A 15,846-nucleotide genomic window follows, 5' to 3' on the forward strand; every position below is an offset into this window, starting at 1 on the left:
CGGGACCGGGTCAGGATTCGAGGGTTGCGTAGAAGCTGTCCGGCATCTCCTTGCCGCCCGCCGGCCGCTGCACGTCGGCCGCCGTGTCGTAGCCGGTGATGTCGAGCGTCCACCGCGCCGCGGGTTCGGACTTCGGCGCCGGGGTGGGGGACAGTTCGATCTCGAGGTGGGTGAGGCGGCCCTGGCCGTCCACGGATGCGGTGAACGGCACCGGCTTGACCAGGCGCGACGCGATGGTGGACAGGGTCGTGCCGGCGGCCGGCACGCGGGTGCCTTCGAGGGTGCCGCGGATGACCTGCCCGTCCTGCTTCGCCTCGGTGACCGCTTGCAGCGCCTGCTTCGCCTCGGTGCGATCGGCGTGCGTCCAGGTGAGGCCCATCCGCTTGGCCGCTTTCGGCGCGCGGGACAGGTCGATGTGCTGCCAGCGGGCGGTGCCGGTGCGGCTGTACTGGTCGTCGTCGAGCAGGCGCATCTCGACCGGCTCCGTGGGACCGTCGCGGTAGGTCGTCGTCCACATCGCGCGGTGGTGGGGCACGTCGGTGACCCCGGAGATCTCCACCTTGGGTACGGCCACCCGATAGCTGTAGGCGCCCGTGGCGAGCGCCGCCGTGGATGCGGCCAGGACCGCCTTGGCGTCCGGGGCGGGCGGCGCGGCGGGCTCGTCCGTGCAGGCGGTGAGCACAGCGGTGGACAGGACCAGGGCCAGGAGGCGGATGATCATGAGCGATACCTTAGAACGTACGGATGTGCGTACATCAATGGGCTCACGCTGTGGACGACACCGTGAGCCCATTGACATCGGCGGGATGGTCAGTTGGAGCTGGTGAAGCGGGTGCGCCGCTGTCGTGCGAGCAGGAACGCCGCCGCTCCGGCCACCAGCAGGCCCACGCCCGCCAGTGCGGCCACCGTCATGTTGGAGCCGGTGACCGGCAGGCCGCCGTCGTCCTCGCCGCCGCCGGCGCCGGCGCCGGGCGTCGCACCCGAGGCGGAGGGACTCGGCTGTCCGCCGCCGGGAGACGCCGACGGCGCCGGCCCGCTCGGTTCGGCCGTCGGCTCGCCGGTGCGCTCGAGCTGGAACGTGAAGCTGTCCGGCTCCGCCTTGACGTTGACCTGGGCCTGGGCGACCTCGGCCGCCTTCCAGCCGGCGGGCGGCGTGACCGTCAGCTCGTACCGGCCGACCTGTGTGCCCTTCAGTTCGGCGTTCCCGGCGGCGTCGGTGGTGACGCGGGCCGAGACGTTGCCGGGGCTGTTGGAGAGCTCGGTGAACTGGACGACGGCGCCGGCGACAACGGCGTTGGTCCGGGCGTCGACGACGCGGGCCGTGTAGTCGCCGACCCGGCCCGGCACCCGGATGCTGCGGTACGCGATGTTGTCGTTGATGTTCTTGTCCGAGTTCGCCGCGGCGAAGAAGTACAAAACCTGGATGTATCCGTCGGCGAGCGCCCTCTCCGGGATGGTGCCGGTGCGGGTGAGGACCTTCGACTCCCCGGCCGCCAGGTCGAAGCCGGCGCCGCCGGCGAGGGCGGGCGAGGTCCAGGTCAGGGCGTCATCCCATTCCCGGCGTACGGACACGTCCTCGGCCGTCGCGGTGCCGTTGTTGGACACGGTGACGGTGACGGTGAGCGTGTCGCCGACCTTGCCGGTCTCCTGGCTGAACGCGATGGCGGTCCTGATGTCGGGCTGCGCCTCCTCGGCGTGCGCCGGCGAACCGAGCGCCACGGACGCCAGTCCAGCCGTCACGGCCAGCGCCGCCCCGGTCAACGTGCGAAGAAACATCCACTGCTCCCCGTGATCGATCGACGAACCGGTGCAGCCTAGACCAACGGGCTTCGATGGATCGCCGCGGACCGGCCGGGCGGGGAGCATCAGGCTTACGGCCCAGCCCGGACCACGGTCGTCTTCCCGGCGGCGGGCCACCCCCCGGTGAGGGCGTATCCGGTCACGCCGCGCGGGGAAGGCGGTCCGGCAGGGTCAGCGTGATCCGGTCGAGCGTCTCTGCGTCCGTGGCGTACTGCGCGTGCAGCGCGAACTTCGGCAGGACCCACCTGTCCCACGGTCCGTAGTCGCCGAGGAAGCGGTCCCGGTAGGGGTCGCCGGACTCGTCCGGGCGGCCCAGCATGGACCACAGATGGGTGCGGCGGGGCACGTTGCCGCCGCCGCCCGGGATCTCACCCTGGTACGTGACGAAGCCGTCGTCACCGTGGAAGTGCAGGAACACGGCCGTCACCGTGCCGTGGGCGTCCGCGGCCACCTCCACGCCGGTGTCGCGGGCGAGGTACGAGCGGGACAGGCCCGAGCCGGAGTGGGGGAGCAGGCCGTACTCGCGGCAGATCTCCTGTACGCGCGCCTCGAGGACGCTACGACCCAGGAGCACAGTCAGATCAGTGCGGCCCACCTGCCGAGGCGGCGGCGTGGGAGCCGGGCTCGCGCGGTGGGCGGGGGCGTACAGGGGCTCGTTGGAGCAGCCGGAGCGCGGGCCCGGCTTGATGCCGTACCGGTCCTCGGTGCGGGACGGACGCCTCCCGTGCTGCTCGGCGCGACGCTCGGGGAAACGCATGGTGAGACTCCATGACGGTCGATCACTGTGAGCGTTCGGAACACCACCGTAAGCCGCTCTTCGGGGCCGCCTCAACCGGACGAACGGGCGGCGACCACCATCATTCGTTCCCCGTCGGCGGGCCGATCAATCCCGGCGACCGACCCTTCCCACGCCGTTCGCGTCCCGGTCACGGCGGCGTCGCCACCTGGTCGCGGTGATCGTTTGGACTCCTGGCGGAAGGGCCGGCGACCCGCGCCGGCGCCCGCCGACAGGAGGAGATCGTGGCAGACCGCCGACAGGTGCTGCGCTTGTCAGCGCTGGCCGCCGGGGCGCCCGCGGTGCTGGGAGCCACCGCGACGCCCGCGCTCGCCGCGCCGAAGGAGCACGGCCACGGGCACGGCCGGCAGCCGTCCCTCGTCATCGGGCACCGCGGCGCCTCCGGGTACCGGCCCGAGCACACGCTCGCCTCGTACGAGCTGGCCGCCCGCATGGGCGCCGACTTCATCGAGCCCGATCTGGTGGCCACCAAGGACCACGTGCTGGTGGCCCGGCACGAGCCGGAGATCGGCGGCACGACCGACGTCGCGTCGCGCCCGGAGTTCGCGTCGCGGCGGCGCACGGTGGTGCTCGACGGCGTCACCACGACCGGCTGGTTCACCCACGACTTCACCCTCGCGGAGCTGAAGACGCTGCGGGCCACCGAGCGCATCCCGCAGGTACGCCAGCACAACACCCTCTACGACGGCCTGTTCCAGATCCCGACCTTCCAGGAGGTGCTGGACCTGCGCAAGCGGCTCTCCCGGGAACTCGACCGCGAGATCGGCGTGTACCCGGAGACCAAGCACCCGACGTACTTCCGCGGGCTCGGGCTGGACCTGGAGACGCCGCTGGTGCGGGCGCTGCGCCGCAACGGCCTGGACCGCCGCGACGCCAAGGTGTTCGTGCAGTCGTTCGAGGCGGTCAACCTGCGGCGTCTGCACGACGAGTACAAGCTGCGTGCGCCGATGGTCTTCCTGACCAGCGCGACCGGGAGCCCGTTCGGCGACCCGAGGAGCTACGCCGACTACCTCACGCCCGCCGGCCTGCGCGAGCTCGCCGGCTACACCGACGGCATCGGGCCGGACAAGAACCAGGTCATCGGTCGCGACGCCGACGGCACCCTGGGCACGCCCACCGGTCTGGTCGCCGACGCGCACGCCGCCGGGCTGCAGGTCCACCCGTACACGTTCCGGGCGGAGAACCAGTTCCTGCCCGCGGACTACCGGGTGGGCGCGGACCCGGCCGCGTACGGCAGGGCGATCGACGAGCAGGTCACCTTCCTGCGTACCGGGATCGACGGCCTCTTCACCGACCAGGCCGACATCGGCGTCCTCGCCCGCAGCGTCGCCTTCGCCCGCGTCTGACGATCAGGTGACGAAGCGCCGGGCCAATTCGGTGCGCGACCGCACGCCGAGCCGCGCGAACACGTTGCGCAGGTGGTGGTCGACGGTCCGGGGGCTCAGGTACAGCTGCTGCGCGATCTCCCGGTTGGTGGCCCCGCCGGCCACCAGCCGGGCGATCCGTTCCTGCTGGGCGGTCAGGTCCGTGGTGGGTCGCCGATCGGGTACGGGCGCCCCGGCCGCGCGCAGCTCCACGCCGGCCTGCGCCGCCCACGGCCGCGCGTCGAGCAGCGTGAACGTCTCGACCGCGCTGCGCAGCAGGTCGCGGGCCGCTCCCGGACGCCGGCGGCGGCGCAGCTCCCGGCCGTACAGCAGCTCGGTGTGGGCCCTGGCGAAGTCGCCGTCGCCGCGCAGGTGCTGGCGCAGCGCCTCCCGGAAGTGGCCGTCGGCGGTGTCGGCGTCCGCCGCCACCAGGGCCCGGCACCGCGACCGCAGCGCCAGCCACGGCGGCTGCCCGGTGCCGGCCGTCCACCGCTCGAACGGTGCGAGGGCCGCCCGGATGCGCGGGCCGGGGCCGGGACGACCGCCGCGCCACGCGGCCTCGACCAGGTGCGGGGTCGCCGCGATCTGAAACACCGCGTTGCCGTGTCCCGACGGTGTGAGCATGATCCGGCCGAGCCGCTCCACCGTGCCGGCCGGCCGGCCCTCGACCAGGTCGAGCAGGGCCAGCGCCCATTCGCACAGCGCCCGGGCCTGTCCCGGCCCGGTCCTGCTGTCGTGCGCGCCGGCCTGGCGTACCCGTAGCATCGCGGTCTCCCGGTCGCCCAGCAGGGCGGCGAGCACGGCCAGGATGCCGAAGTGGACCTGCGCCGGCCCCGGCCGGCCGGTCGCCGCGGCGAGGGTGGCGCCTTCCGTGGCGTCGGCGGTCGCGGCGTCGTAGTGGCCGGCGGCCAGGGCCGCGAAGGCGGCGATCTCCAGGCCGTACGGCACGAGGGCCAGTTCCCCGCGGGTACGCGCGATGCGCGCCGCCCGCGCCGCCAGGGCGTGTGCCGCCGGACCGTCCCCGACGAGGATGCCGGCCGTGGCGGCGCGGATCAGCGCGGCGGGCTCGTCGACGCGGGTGGCGAGGCTGAGAACGTGGCGCAGGTGCCCGAAGCCGGTGGCGTAGTCGCCGGCGTACAGCTCGGACAGGCCGGCCACCTGGTCGAACGCGAGCTCCAGCCCGGGCGGCTCGGTCTCGCGGCGCATCGCCAGCACGCGGCGGGCCACGTCGGCGTACCGGGTGTGGTCGCCCGCGCGCTGCAGCGCCTCACCGGCCAGCAGCAGCGCGTCGAGCGACGCGGCGACGTCCTCCTCGGCGAGCAGCGTGGCGGCGTCGAGCAGGTCGTCGAGGCCGCCGCCGGAGCCGCCCGCGCGGACGTCCATCTCGCCGGTCAGCCGCCGGCACCGGGCCCGCGCCCGCGGGACGTGGGCCACCTCGCGCAGCAGCGTCTCCGCCTCGTGCTGGCGGCCCGCCGTCCAGGCCTGCCGGGCCGCCGCGAGCAGGGCGTCGGTGGCCACGTCCGGCGCGGTGGTGAGCCGCGCCGCGTGGCGCAGGGCGGTCGCCGCGTACGCCGGCGGCGCCGTTCGAGCGGCGGCCAGCAGCCGCTCGGCGAGCACGTCGTCGCTTCCCGGCGTGGCGGCGGCACGGTGCAGCAGCGCCCGGGGACCGCCGCCGACGGCCAGGCGGGCGTGGGCCGCGCGTCGCTCGTGCGCCGGTGCGTCGTGGTACACGACCCACCGCAGGATCCCCGGGACGAACTCGACCTCGTCGCCGTTCACCCGGACCAGCCCGGCGTCCTCGGCGGGGCGCAGATCGCCGTCCGCTTGCTGCGGATCGGCCGCGGCGAGCAGCAGGGCCGGCCGTACGGCCCGGGGCAGCGCGGCGATCGCAGCCCGAAGGTGACGGCCCAGCGGGCTCCCGCGCGGCAGCGTCACCGGCGGTGGCGCGTCGCCGCGGATCTGCTCGGGCGTGAGCGCCGCGGCGAGGTCGGTCAGCACGGCCGGGTCGCCCCCGGCCAGGTCGACCAGCGCGCCGGCCAGGTCCGCCGGCAGACCGGGGCGCAGGCCGGCGAGGAGGGCCCGGCCGGCCGCCGGGTCCAGCGGCGGGAGCGGCACCGCCGCAGATTCCTGCACTAGAGGTGCAAACATCATGTCGACAAGTGTCGATGTGCGGACGCCGGGGCGGCAAGGCCGGTGATTTCACCGATGTGTCAAAACTGTTGCCGGCCGCAGGCTGCGAGGAACCCGATCCCCTGGAGGTTCCATGCGCCGGATCTTCGCTCTCCTGCTCGCCGTCGTGGCCGCGCTCGCCGCCGTGCCGGCCACCCCCGCCGCCGCGGCAGCCCGTACGCCGGTCGTGTTCGTGCACGGCTACACCGGCAGCGCCTCGAACTGGACGACCGCCGAGTCGCTGTTCCGGGCGGCCGGCTACAGCAGCAGCGAGCTGTACGCGTACGAGTACAACTCCTACGGCGACAACATGACCAACGCCCGCGGCCTGGCGACCTTCGTCAGCCAGGTCCGCAGCCGCACCGGGGCGGCCAAGGTCGACATCGTCAACCACTCGATGGGCGGCCTGGTCAGCCTCTGGTACGTCAAACAGCTCGGCGGCGCGCAGTACGTGGGCCACCTCGCCTCGCTGGCCGGCGCGAACCACGGCACCACCTCGGCCGGCGCCTGCCTGATCTTCGTCACCTGCCGGCAGATGTACCCGGGCTCGTCGTTCATCGCCACGCTCAGCGCGGGCGACGAGACGCCGGGAAGCACCCGCTACGCCACCTGGTACTCGCCCTGCGACGGCGTCATCCTGCCGTACACCAGCACGGTCCTCAGCGGAGCGGCGAACAACTACGTCCTCTGCGAGAACCACCTGACGTACCTGACCGACACGTCCATCCTCGCCCAGGTCCGTACGTTCCTGGCCACCTGAGCACCGCCGCCGGGCCGCCCGTGCTCGAGCGCGGGCGGCCCGGCGGTACGGTGATCAGGTGGTCGCCGCGCTCGAGGTCTACCTGGACGTCGACGCCACGCGGCGGATCCGCGCGTTGTGGAAAGCCCTCGAAGCCGACGGCATCCCCACGATGGCGTCGCTGCACGAGCGGCACCGCCCGCACATCTCCCTGGCCGCCGCTCGTAGGCTGCCCCCGGACGCCGTCGCCGCCGCGCTGCGGGGGCTGGACGTCGGCCGGGGGCTGAGCGTCGGCATGGATTTCGCCGGGCAGTTCGTCGGGCGGGTGCTGTGGCTCGGGGTCACGATGACCGAGGAGCTGCTGGCCCACCACCGGGCCGTCCACGACCGGCTGGCGCACGCCGGGGTGCCGGTGTGGGAGCACTACCGGCCGGGACGCTGGGTGCCGCACTGCACGGTGTCGCTGCGCGTGCCGAACCCCGCGATGGGCCCGGCCGTCCGCCGCTGCCTGGAGATTCTTCCCGTACGCGCGCAGCTCGCCGGCGCCGCCGTCACGGACCACGCCAACGGCATCTCGCACCCGCTGCCGGTCGCGGCGGGATGAGCGGTCAGTCCAGGCCCACCCGGGCCCGGGCGGACGGCCAGCCGTGGTACACGTAGCGGGCGCCGCCGGTCATCTCGAAGACCGCCGCCGCGCAGGCGTCCCCGGCGTGGCCCCACCAGGTCAGCACGGCGGCGATGGTCTCGTGCATCCCGTCGGGGTAGATCGCGCGCACGTGCTCCTCGGCGTGTTCGTGCCGGTTCTCGCCCCACACCGTGACCCGGATCGGCGGCACAGCGCCCTCCTCCCGTCGGTTCGTCGAAGCTTATCGACGAATCCGGGAGACGGCCCGTCAGACGGCGAGGCGCACACCGCCGCCGTTGCGCTTGGCGCGGTACATCGCCGCGTCGGCTCCGCGCATCAGCGTCGCCATGTCGTCGGCGTCGGCGGGGAACAGCGCGATGCCGATGCTGGCGCCGACCCGCACCTCGCCGCCGTCGATGTCGTACGGCTGCTGCAGCCGCTCGTGGATGCGCCCGGCGATCGCGGCGGCCGACTTCTCGTCGGGGTTGCGGGTCAGCAGGATGGCGAACTCGTCGCCGCCCAGCCGCGCGACCAGGTCGTTGTCGCGGACCGCCGCCTGCAGCCGCTGGCCCACCGCCTGCAGCAGGGCGTCGCCGGCGTGGTGCCCGACGGTGTCGTTGACCCGCTTGAAGCCGTCCAGGTCGAGCAGCAGCAGCGCGATCCGGCCGCCGGTGGCCATCGCGCTGTCCACCTCCTGCTCGGCGCGGTCGAGCAGGTGGGTGCGGTTCGGCAGCCCGGTGAGCGCGTCGTGGTACGCCTGCCGGGTCAGCTCGGCGACGTGCATCTGCTCGGCCTGACGCATGCGGGCGCTGTCGACGATGAGCGCGCCCTCCATGGCGACCTGGTGGGCCAGCGTCTGGTCCCGGCTGGTCCAGGAGCGCGGGCCGCTGGCGTCGCCGCACATCACCACGCCGACCGGCCCGGACGCCGAGAGCAGCGGCATCGACAGGAACGAGCGCAGCTGCAGGGTCTCGACGAAGCCGCCGCGGCGGAAGTCGCCGTCGGCCGCGTCGCCGACGAGGACCGGCCCGTTGGTGTCGAGCATCGCCTTCCACACCGGCGAGTCGGTGGCCAGCTTGCCGAGCAGGTTGTGGCGCAGCTGGGTGTTCATCTCCTCGGTCAGGCCCACGCCGCCGACGTACTGGATCGTGTTGTCCGGGCCGATGAGGTGCACCGCCGCGTACTCGGTGCGGAAGGCCTCCCCGGTGGCCTTGGCCAGCAGCATCCCGGCGGCCTCCACCGAAGTGGCGGTCGCGCCCTCCTCGAAGAGGCTGCGGATCGTGGCGTTGGCGCGGGCGGTGAACTGCTGGTGCACCTCCGCGGAGAGCACCTGCAGGGTGGCGGCGACCTGCAGGGCCGTACCGGCGGCGGTCTCCGGGCGCAGGTGCTCCAGGGCCGTGCCGGTGAGCACGAGCACGCCGACGGTCTGGCCGCCGATACGCAGGCGGATCGCCGTACGCTCGCCCACGCGCACCGGCGGGGCGCCCGCGGAGACCCGGAAGACCCGGCCGGCGATGCGCAGGTCGTCGGGGCCGGGCGAGCCGATGGTGGCGGCGGGGCGCAGGCTGCCGTCGTCGGGGTCGAGCGTGAAGACGGTCGCCGCGGTCATCCCGCACGCCTCACCGAGGCGGCGCTCGATGATGCCCAGGATGTGTCCCAGCGAGGGGATGTCGCGGGTCATCACCTCGACGAGGTCGGCCAGCAGCCGGGTCTGCTCGTCGAGGGCGAGCGGGGACACGGACAGGGCGAAGTCGCCGCCACCCGTACGTGTCTCGCTGCTGACCGTCACGGACCCAAGGATCGGCAGTGAGACGACGCGCCTGAGCATCCGGGTGGTGCCGTGGTGCGCGACACGACGGATTACCGTTCCAGGTTGCGGGCATCCGGAGCCCGGCACGCGACGAGGGGAGTACGGCATGAGGGTGTGCGTCGTCGGCACCGGCTACGTGGGTCTCACGACGGGCGTCTGCCTGGCCTTCCTCGGCCACGACGTCACCTGCGTCGACCTCGACCAGGCCAAGGTCGATCTGCTGGCCTCGGGGCGCTCGCCGATCTACGAGCCGCACATGGACGCGCTGCTCGCCGACTCGGCCGACCGGCTCAGCTTCACCACCGACTACAGCGCCGCGGTGCCCGGCGCGGACGTCGTGTTCATCGCCGTGCAGACCCCGTCGCTGCCCGACGGCAACCCGGATCTCACCCACCTGCGCTCGGCCGCCGAGAGCGTCGGGCGGCACATCTCCGGCGACTTCACCGTCGTGGTGAACAAGTCGACCGTGCCGATCGGCAGCAGCAACTGGGTCGACTCGATCCTGCGGGAGTCGTTCGAGCGTACGCACGAGCGGCGTAGCGACGGCGAGTTCTCGGTCGCCTCGAACCCGGAGTTCCTGCGCCAGGGCGCCGCGATCCAGGACACGCTGTACCCCGACCGGGTGGTCGTCGGCTCGGACAACCCCCGCAGCCTCGACGTGCTCAACCGCCTCTACCGCACCCTGCTGAACCAGACGTTCACCCCACCGACGTACCTGCCGCGCCCGGGCGGGCTCGGCGCGGTGCCGATGGTCTCGACCGACCTGGCCTCCGCCGAGCTGATCAAGTACGCGGCCAACGCGTTCCTCGCGCTCAAGATCAGCTTCGCGAACGAGGTAGGCCAGCTCGCCGGCCGGGTCGGCGCCGACATCACCCAGATCACCCGCGGTATCGGCCTGGACGCCCGGATCGGGCCGCGGTTCCTGCAGCCGGGCATCGGGTGGGGCGGCTCCTGCTTCGGCAAGGACACCGCCGCGCTGATCGCCACGGCGGCCGAGTACCACCACGAGATGCCGATCGTGACCGCTGCCCGGCAGGTCAACCAGTTGCAGCGGCGCCTCGTCGTGGACCGGCTGCTCGAGGAGCTGCGCATCCTCAAGGGCCGCCGGATCGGGCTGCTCGGGCTCGCGTTCAAGCCCGACACCGACGACCTGCGCGACGCCCCGGCGCTGGACATCACCCGGATGCTGATCGACCGCGGCGCGCGCGTCCGCGTGCACGACCCGGTGGCCACCGAGCGCTTCCGGCGCGAACAGCCGGACCTGGTGCCGTACCTCGCCGACGAGGTCGAGGACGTCTTCGACGACAGCGACGCGGTGGTCCTGGTGACCGAGTGGGCGCAGTACCAGGACCTGGACTGGGGCAAGCTCGCCGGGCTCATGCGGACGCCCGTCGTGCTGGACGGCCGGCACATCCTCGACCCGCAGCGGCTCACCAAGCTGGGCTACCGCTACCTGTCGGTGTCCGGCTCCCGCTGAGCGCCGGGACCGCACAGGTTCCTGACATCGCGGTGTCATCCTGCGCCGCATGCGATTCACCGTTCACGTCCTCACCGCGGGATTGGCGGCGCTGCTGCTGGCCGCCGGCCTCGTCGCCGCCCGGCTGCAGGCGTCGGCGCCGGAGATGCCGCAGGTCGTCACGTACATCCCGCCGGTCACCGGCCCCGGCGGGCCCGGCGACCCGGTCACGGCAGGAGGTCGCGCCACGCCCTGACCAGCGCCGCGTCCACCGGGGCGTCCCAGCGGCCGTCCGGGCGTACGGCGCCCCCGGTGTGGAAGGCGTCCACACCCGCGGCGACCAGCGGCGCGACGTGGTGCGGGCGCAACCCGCCGCCGGCCAGCACCCGCGGCCTGCGGCCGGCCTCCGCGCACAGCGTGCCGAGCCCCGCGCCGACCCCCGCCGGGTCGCCGCCGGTCAGCACGAAATCCAGCCCGGGCAGCCCGGCCAGCGCCCGCCAGGCGGCGGCGCGGTCGGCGGCGTGGTCCAGGGCCCGGTGGAACGTCCAGCGGCATCCCTCGATCGCCGGGAGCACCGCCTCGACGGCGGCCACGTCGACCGCCCCGCCGGCGTCCAGGAAACCCAGCACGAACTCGTCCGCGCCGGCGTCGCGTAGCTCGGCCGCGGCCCGGGTGAGGGTGGCCGCGTCGCTCAGCGCGTACCCGTCATGGCTGCGCAGCATGACCCGGACCGCGAGGCCGGCGACCCGCCGGACCTGCGCGAAGGTCTCGACGGCGGGGGTGAGGCCCTGCCGGCTCATGTCGGCGACCAGCTCGACCCGGTCGGCGCCCCCGTCCCGCGCGGCCCGCGCGTCCACGACGTCCAGCGCGATGACTTCCAAGATCGATTCCGGCACGGCCGCATCGTCGCACACCGAGCTGAACGGCGGCCGTCCAGCGGTGCGCGTCCATGTTGGAAAGTGTCAGACCATCGAAGTTCATCGCGCGAAATCTTGACGTTACCTGAGCAACCTTGTTGAAATGTGTGAGCTCATGGGTGGTCCACTGACACGCTTCGCGGTGATGCTCATCGTCCACCGTGGTGCGTCGATCTGTGCTGCCCGCGTCACTTCCGCTCCGAAGGGACCACGCGCGTGAACAGACCCCGGACCCGCCGGCGGCACGCCATAGCAGTCGCGGCCGTCACTCTCCTGGCCGTGGGAGCCGCGGCACCCGTCGGCGCCGCGCCCGCCGCGGCGGCCGCGGCGGCCGCCTGGCACAAGGGCGTCCCGCCGATCGCCACCCCCTGGACCGACGCGGTGGGCCCCGGCAACGCCCTGCCCGAGTACCCGCGCCCGCAACTCGTGCGCAGCCGCTGGCAGAACCTCAACGGCGTCTGGGAGTTCGCGAAGGCCGAGACCGGCCAGGCCGTGCCCACCGGCCAGTCCCTCGGCGAGCGGGTACTGGTGCCGTACCCGATCGAGTCGGCGCTGTCCGGCATCGAGCGCCACGAGGACCGCATGTGGTACCGGCGCACCTTCACGGTCCCGTCCGACTGGAAGGTCGGTAGGGGACAGCGCCTGCTGATGCACTTCGGCGCGATCGACTACGACTCGAAGATCTTCGTCAACGGCAAGCAGGTCGCCACCCACCGCGGCGGCTACGACGGCTTCGACGTCGACGTCACCGACGCGCTGGTCAAGACCGGCCCGCAGGAGCTCATCGTCTGGGCCGAGGACCTCACCGACGCCACCGGCCAGCCCATCGGCAAGCAGCGTCGCGTCGGCGACCGGGGCATCTTCTACCAGGGCAGCTCCGGCATCTGGCGCACGGTGTGGATGGAGCCGGTCGGCGCCTCCAGCATCGCCGACCTCAAACTGACGCCGGACCTGTCCGCCTCGGCGCTCCAGCTCACCGCGAACACCGTCCGCGGCGAGGGCCTCAAGGTGCGCGCGGTCGCGCGCAGCAAGGGCAAGGTCGTCGGCAAGGTCACCGGCGCCGCGGGTACGCAGCTCTCGGTGCCCGTGCCGAACGCGCACGTGTGGACGCCGGACGACCCGTACCTCTACGACCTCGAGGTCACGCTGCTCAACGGCAACCGCGTGCTCGACACGGTGCGGTCGTACTTCGGCATGCGCGAGATCGGCACCAAGAAGGGCGCCGACGGCAAGCTGCGGATCGCGCTCAACGGCAAGATCCTGTTCAACATGTCCACGCTGGACCAGGGCTTCTGGCCGGACGGGCTGAACACCGCCCCGACCGACGCGGCGCTCAAGTTCGACCTCGAGCAGCACAAGGTCATGGGCTTCAACACCGTGCGCAAGCACATCAAGGTCGAGCCCGACCGCTGGTACTACTGGGCCGACAAGCTGGGCCTGCTGGTCTGGCAGGACATGCCGGCCGCCAACACCGGGCCGATCCCGCCGGAGTGGCGCGACCAGTTCGAGGCCGAGCTGCACGAGATGGTCCGCGAGCACCAGAGCTGGACCTCGATCATCGCCTGGGTCCCGTTCAACGAGGGCTGGGGCGAGTGGGACCGTACGGCCACCGGCCGCATCGCCGAGGACGTCAAGAAGCAGGACCCGAGCCGCCTGGTCAACGCGCACAGCGGCGTGAACTGCTGCAACTCCAAGGGTGACTCCGGCAAGGGCGACGTCATCGACTTCCACGAGTACAACAACGGCGGCCCGGCCTCCCCGTCGCCGGACGCCACCCGGGTGTCCATCGACGGCGAGCACGGCGGATACGGCCTCAAGGTCTCCAACCACATGTGGTTCGGCACCGGGCAGGCGTACGAGATGGAGCCCGACTCGGCGACGCTGACCCGCAAGTACGTCGAGAACCAGCGCAAGGTCATCACCGCCGCCCAGTCGTGCGGCATCAGCGCGGCGATCTACACCCAGATCACCGACGTGGAGGGTGAGCTCAACGGCTTCTGGACGTACGACCGGCAGGTGCCCAAGATGGACTTCAGCCAGGTCCGGGCGATCAACCGGGAGATCATCGCCAAGGCGGACGGCAGCGCGTCCAACGTGCCGCAGCCGCCGCCCGGCACCCCCGGCCTGACCGGTGTGTCGTTCTATCCGCTCGACGGCACCGCCGAGGACGCGGCCGGCGACCACGACGGCACCCCCGTCGGCGGCCCGCAGTACGTCGCTGCCAAGAACGGCCAGGGCCTCGAGCTCAACGGCTCCTCGCAGTTCGTCGACACCGGCGCGCCGATCCTGAACACCGCGTCGGACTACACCGCCTCCGCGTGGGTGAAGCTCGACAAGGCCGACGGCGCCTTCCAGACGATCGTCAGCCAGGACGGGCCCAGCAACAGCGACTTCTTCCTGCAGTACTCGGGCGCCGACCAGCGGTTCGCGATGAGCTTCGCCGGCGTCCGCGCGCTCGGCCCGGTCAAGCCGGAGACCGGCCGCTGGTACCACCTCACCGGCGTCCGCGACTCAGTCAAGGGCGAGCTGCGGCTCTACGTCGACGGCGAACCGGCCGGGCGCACCAGCGCCTGCCTGCCGCAGGCGGCGCCGACCGGCAACACGGTGATCGGCCGGGGCAAGTACGGCGGCAACCCCGTCGACTACCTCGACGGCACGGTCGACCAGGTCCACCTGTACGACCGCGCCCTGTCCGCCACCGAGATCAAGGCGCTGTACGACTCCGGCAACTGACACCTCTCTAGTAGCGGCTCCAGCGCTCGGCGGGACGACACGTCCCGCCGAGCGTTCCGTACACCACCGCGCCGGCCGGGTCGGTCCAGCACTGCTCGGCTCGGCCGGGCAGCGGGAACAACGGCCGCCGGTCGATCTCGTGACCGGCGGCGTCATAGCTGACCAGCTGGGCGTCGGGGCGGACGTCAGCGGTGGCGGTCACGATGCCGAACGTGCCGTCGCGCAGCCGGGCCACGGTCGTGCGGCCGTCGCCGTGCTCCAGCACCAGCCGGTGGACGCGGCCGCTCACCCGGCCGAGCGCCGCCACGGCCCCGCCGTCGGCCTCCGACGACGACAGGCTCAGCCGCTGCACCGGGCCGGGCAGCCAGTCCCGGTGCGCCCACGGCCCGGAGTTGACGCCGCCGCTTGACTCCCGGCCGCCGAGGTCGAAGTCGCAGGCCGCGTAGCCGGCACCGGAGAGGAACAGCACGGCGGCCCGGTCGCCCTGCCGGGCGCTGACGGCCAAGTCACCCAGGGCCAGCGGAACCCGCGGCCCGCTGTCGCGCCCGGCCCATTCCAGGCACTCCTGCGCGGCACGGCGCAGCGTGCCGTCGAGCTCGCCCGGTCCCATCGCCAGCACCTGCATCCCCGGCTCGTCGCGGACGTGCGCGACGACCGTGCCGGCCGCCACCAGGGTGAGCCCCGTGGCGACGGCCGCGGCCAGCCACCGGCGGGTGTGGCGGGGACGCTCGCGGGTGGCGCGCAGCAGGTCGTGGCGCATCCGCTCGGCGCGCCCGGGCGGCAGGTCGCGGTCGGCGGGCGGGCGCAGCAGCTCGGTCATCGCTCCTCCGAGGGATTCAGGAGTCCGGTGCGGCGCGACCGGGCGTAGCAGCTCGTCATCGTTCCTCCGGGGGGCTCAGGATTCCGGTGAGGCGCGACCGGGCGCGGCTGACCCGCGAGCGGACGGAGACCTCCGTGATGCCGAGGACGGCGGCGGCTTCGGCGTACGAGACACCCGACCACAGGCACAGCGCGACGGCCTCCCGCTCGGTGCGGGGCAGCCTGCGGACGGCCGCGAGCACCTCCCGCATCCGGCGCTCGTCGTCGAGGCGACCGGCCACGTCGTCGGCCGGGTCGCGTTCCTCCTCGTACGGCACGCGCTGCAGCAGGGCACTGCGCCGGCGGGCCGACCGGTGTTCCGTACGGGCACAGTTCCCGGCGACGACGAGCAGCCACGGCAGGGCGGACCCGTCGACAAGGCGTACGGCGCCGCGCTTGCGCCACGCGAGCAGGAACGTGGCCTGGGTGACGTCTTCGGCCACGCTCCACGAGCCGGTCAGCCGGAACGCGTGGTTGTACACGGCCCGGCAGTGCCGGTCGAAGGCGGCGCCGAAGCCGGCCTCGTCGCCGAGGTCGTCGTCGCGCCGTCGGGTCTGTGCTGTCACGCCTGGTTATGTC

Annotated in this window: 15 protein-coding genes; 6 read left to right on the forward strand and 9 right to left on the reverse strand. The window is 73.2% G+C overall.

Translation table 11 applies throughout. The features are described from left to right. Positions 1-10 precede the first annotated feature (10 nt). From AB0K03_RS02300 to AB0K03_RS02310, 3 genes are all read right to left on the reverse strand, one after another. Positions 11-721 (reverse strand): hypothetical protein, encoded by a 711-nt coding sequence (locus tag AB0K03_RS02300; RefSeq protein ID WP_364679250.1) that lies wholly within the window; start codon positions 719-721, stop codon positions 11-13. Positions 722-810: 89 nt separating this feature from the next. Next, positions 811-1,776, reverse strand: a complete 966-nt coding sequence (locus tag AB0K03_RS02305) for a carboxypeptidase regulatory-like domain-containing protein (RefSeq protein ID WP_364679252.1) — start codon at positions 1,774-1,776, stop codon at positions 811-813. 163 nt (positions 1,777-1,939) lie between these two features. Continuing rightward, positions 1,940-2,557 carry a hypothetical protein gene (locus AB0K03_RS02310; RefSeq protein ID WP_364679255.1) on the reverse strand — a complete coding sequence of 206 codons (618 nt, stop codon included), beginning with the start codon at positions 2,555-2,557 and terminating at the stop codon, positions 1,940-1,942. A 263-nt stretch (positions 2,558-2,820) separates the two neighbouring features. On the opposite strand from AB0K03_RS02310, the gene AB0K03_RS02315 reads away from it, so the two are divergent. After that, positions 2,821-3,942, forward strand: coding sequence for a glycerophosphodiester phosphodiesterase (locus tag AB0K03_RS02315; RefSeq protein ID WP_364679258.1), 1,122 nt, complete (start codon positions 2,821-2,823; stop codon positions 3,940-3,942). 3 nt (positions 3,943-3,945) lie between these two features. Here the strand turns inward: AB0K03_RS02315 and AB0K03_RS02320 are convergent, their stop codons facing one another. Further along, entirely contained in the window at positions 3,946-6,111 is a 2,166-nt protein-coding gene (locus tag AB0K03_RS02320) for a LuxR C-terminal-related transcriptional regulator (RefSeq protein ID WP_364679260.1), read from the reverse strand. 112 nt (positions 6,112-6,223) lie between these two features. Here AB0K03_RS02320 and AB0K03_RS02325 point away from each other — a divergent pair, with 112 nt between their 5' ends. Both AB0K03_RS02325 and AB0K03_RS02330 read left to right on the forward strand, forming a co-directional pair. Then, entirely contained in the window at positions 6,224-6,889 is a 666-nt protein-coding gene (locus AB0K03_RS02325) for an alpha/beta fold hydrolase (protein WP_364679263.1), read from the forward strand. Positions 6,890-6,947: 58 nt separating this feature from the next. Further along, positions 6,948-7,472, forward strand: a complete 525-nt coding sequence (locus AB0K03_RS02330) for a 2'-5' RNA ligase family protein (protein ID WP_364679266.1) — start codon at positions 6,948-6,950, stop codon at positions 7,470-7,472. 4 nt (positions 7,473-7,476) lie between these two features. On the opposite strand, the gene AB0K03_RS02335 is transcribed toward AB0K03_RS02330, so the two are convergent. Continuing rightward, positions 7,477-7,704, reverse strand: a complete 228-nt coding sequence (locus AB0K03_RS02335) for a hypothetical protein (protein ID WP_364679269.1) — start codon at positions 7,702-7,704, stop codon at positions 7,477-7,479. Positions 7,705-7,761: 57 nt separating this feature from the next. Next, positions 7,762-9,282 (reverse strand): sensor domain-containing diguanylate cyclase, encoded by a 1,521-nt coding sequence (locus AB0K03_RS02340; RefSeq protein WP_364679271.1) that lies wholly within the window; start codon positions 9,280-9,282, stop codon positions 7,762-7,764. A gap of 127 nt (positions 9,283-9,409) precedes the next feature. On the opposite strand from AB0K03_RS02340, the gene AB0K03_RS02345 reads away from it, so the two are divergent. Both AB0K03_RS02345 and AB0K03_RS02350 read left to right on the forward strand, forming a co-directional pair. After that, positions 9,410-10,780 (forward strand): UDP-glucose/GDP-mannose dehydrogenase family protein, encoded by a 1,371-nt coding sequence (locus AB0K03_RS02345; RefSeq protein ID WP_364679273.1) that lies wholly within the window; start codon positions 9,410-9,412, stop codon positions 10,778-10,780. A 49-nt stretch (positions 10,781-10,829) separates the two neighbouring features. Next, entirely contained in the window at positions 10,830-11,015 is a 186-nt protein-coding gene (locus AB0K03_RS02350) for a hypothetical protein (RefSeq protein ID WP_364679275.1), read from the forward strand. On the opposite strand, the gene AB0K03_RS02355 is transcribed toward AB0K03_RS02350, so the two are convergent. Then, positions 10,987-11,655, reverse strand: coding sequence for a copper homeostasis protein CutC (locus AB0K03_RS02355; protein WP_364679277.1), 669 nt, complete (start codon positions 11,653-11,655; stop codon positions 10,987-10,989). The genes AB0K03_RS02350 and AB0K03_RS02355 overlap by 29 nt on opposite strands. A 237-nt stretch (positions 11,656-11,892) precedes the next feature. On the opposite strand from AB0K03_RS02355, the gene AB0K03_RS02360 reads away from it, so the two are divergent. After that, positions 11,893-14,409: a LamG-like jellyroll fold domain-containing protein gene (locus AB0K03_RS02360; protein ID WP_364679280.1), complete on the forward strand. Its 2,517-nt coding sequence runs from the start codon at positions 11,893-11,895 to the stop codon at positions 14,407-14,409. Between the two features lie 7 nt (positions 14,410-14,416). Here AB0K03_RS02360 and AB0K03_RS02365 read toward each other — a convergent pair whose 3' ends face one another. Together AB0K03_RS02365 and AB0K03_RS02370 are read right to left on the reverse strand one after the other, a co-directional pair. Next, positions 14,417-15,229, reverse strand: a complete 813-nt coding sequence (locus AB0K03_RS02365) for a hypothetical protein (protein ID WP_364679283.1) — start codon at positions 15,227-15,229, stop codon at positions 14,417-14,419. A 55-nt stretch (positions 15,230-15,284) separates the two neighbouring features. Further along, complete coding sequence (locus tag AB0K03_RS02370) at positions 15,285-15,833, reverse strand: RNA polymerase sigma factor (RefSeq protein WP_364679286.1); 549 nt, start codon at positions 15,831-15,833, stop codon at positions 15,285-15,287. Positions 15,834-15,846: the final 13 nt, after the last annotated feature.

The organism is Actinoplanes sp. NPDC049316 (assembly GCF_040677315.1).
Taxonomy (GTDB): domain Bacteria; phylum Actinomycetota; class Actinomycetes; order Mycobacteriales; family Micromonosporaceae; genus Actinoplanes.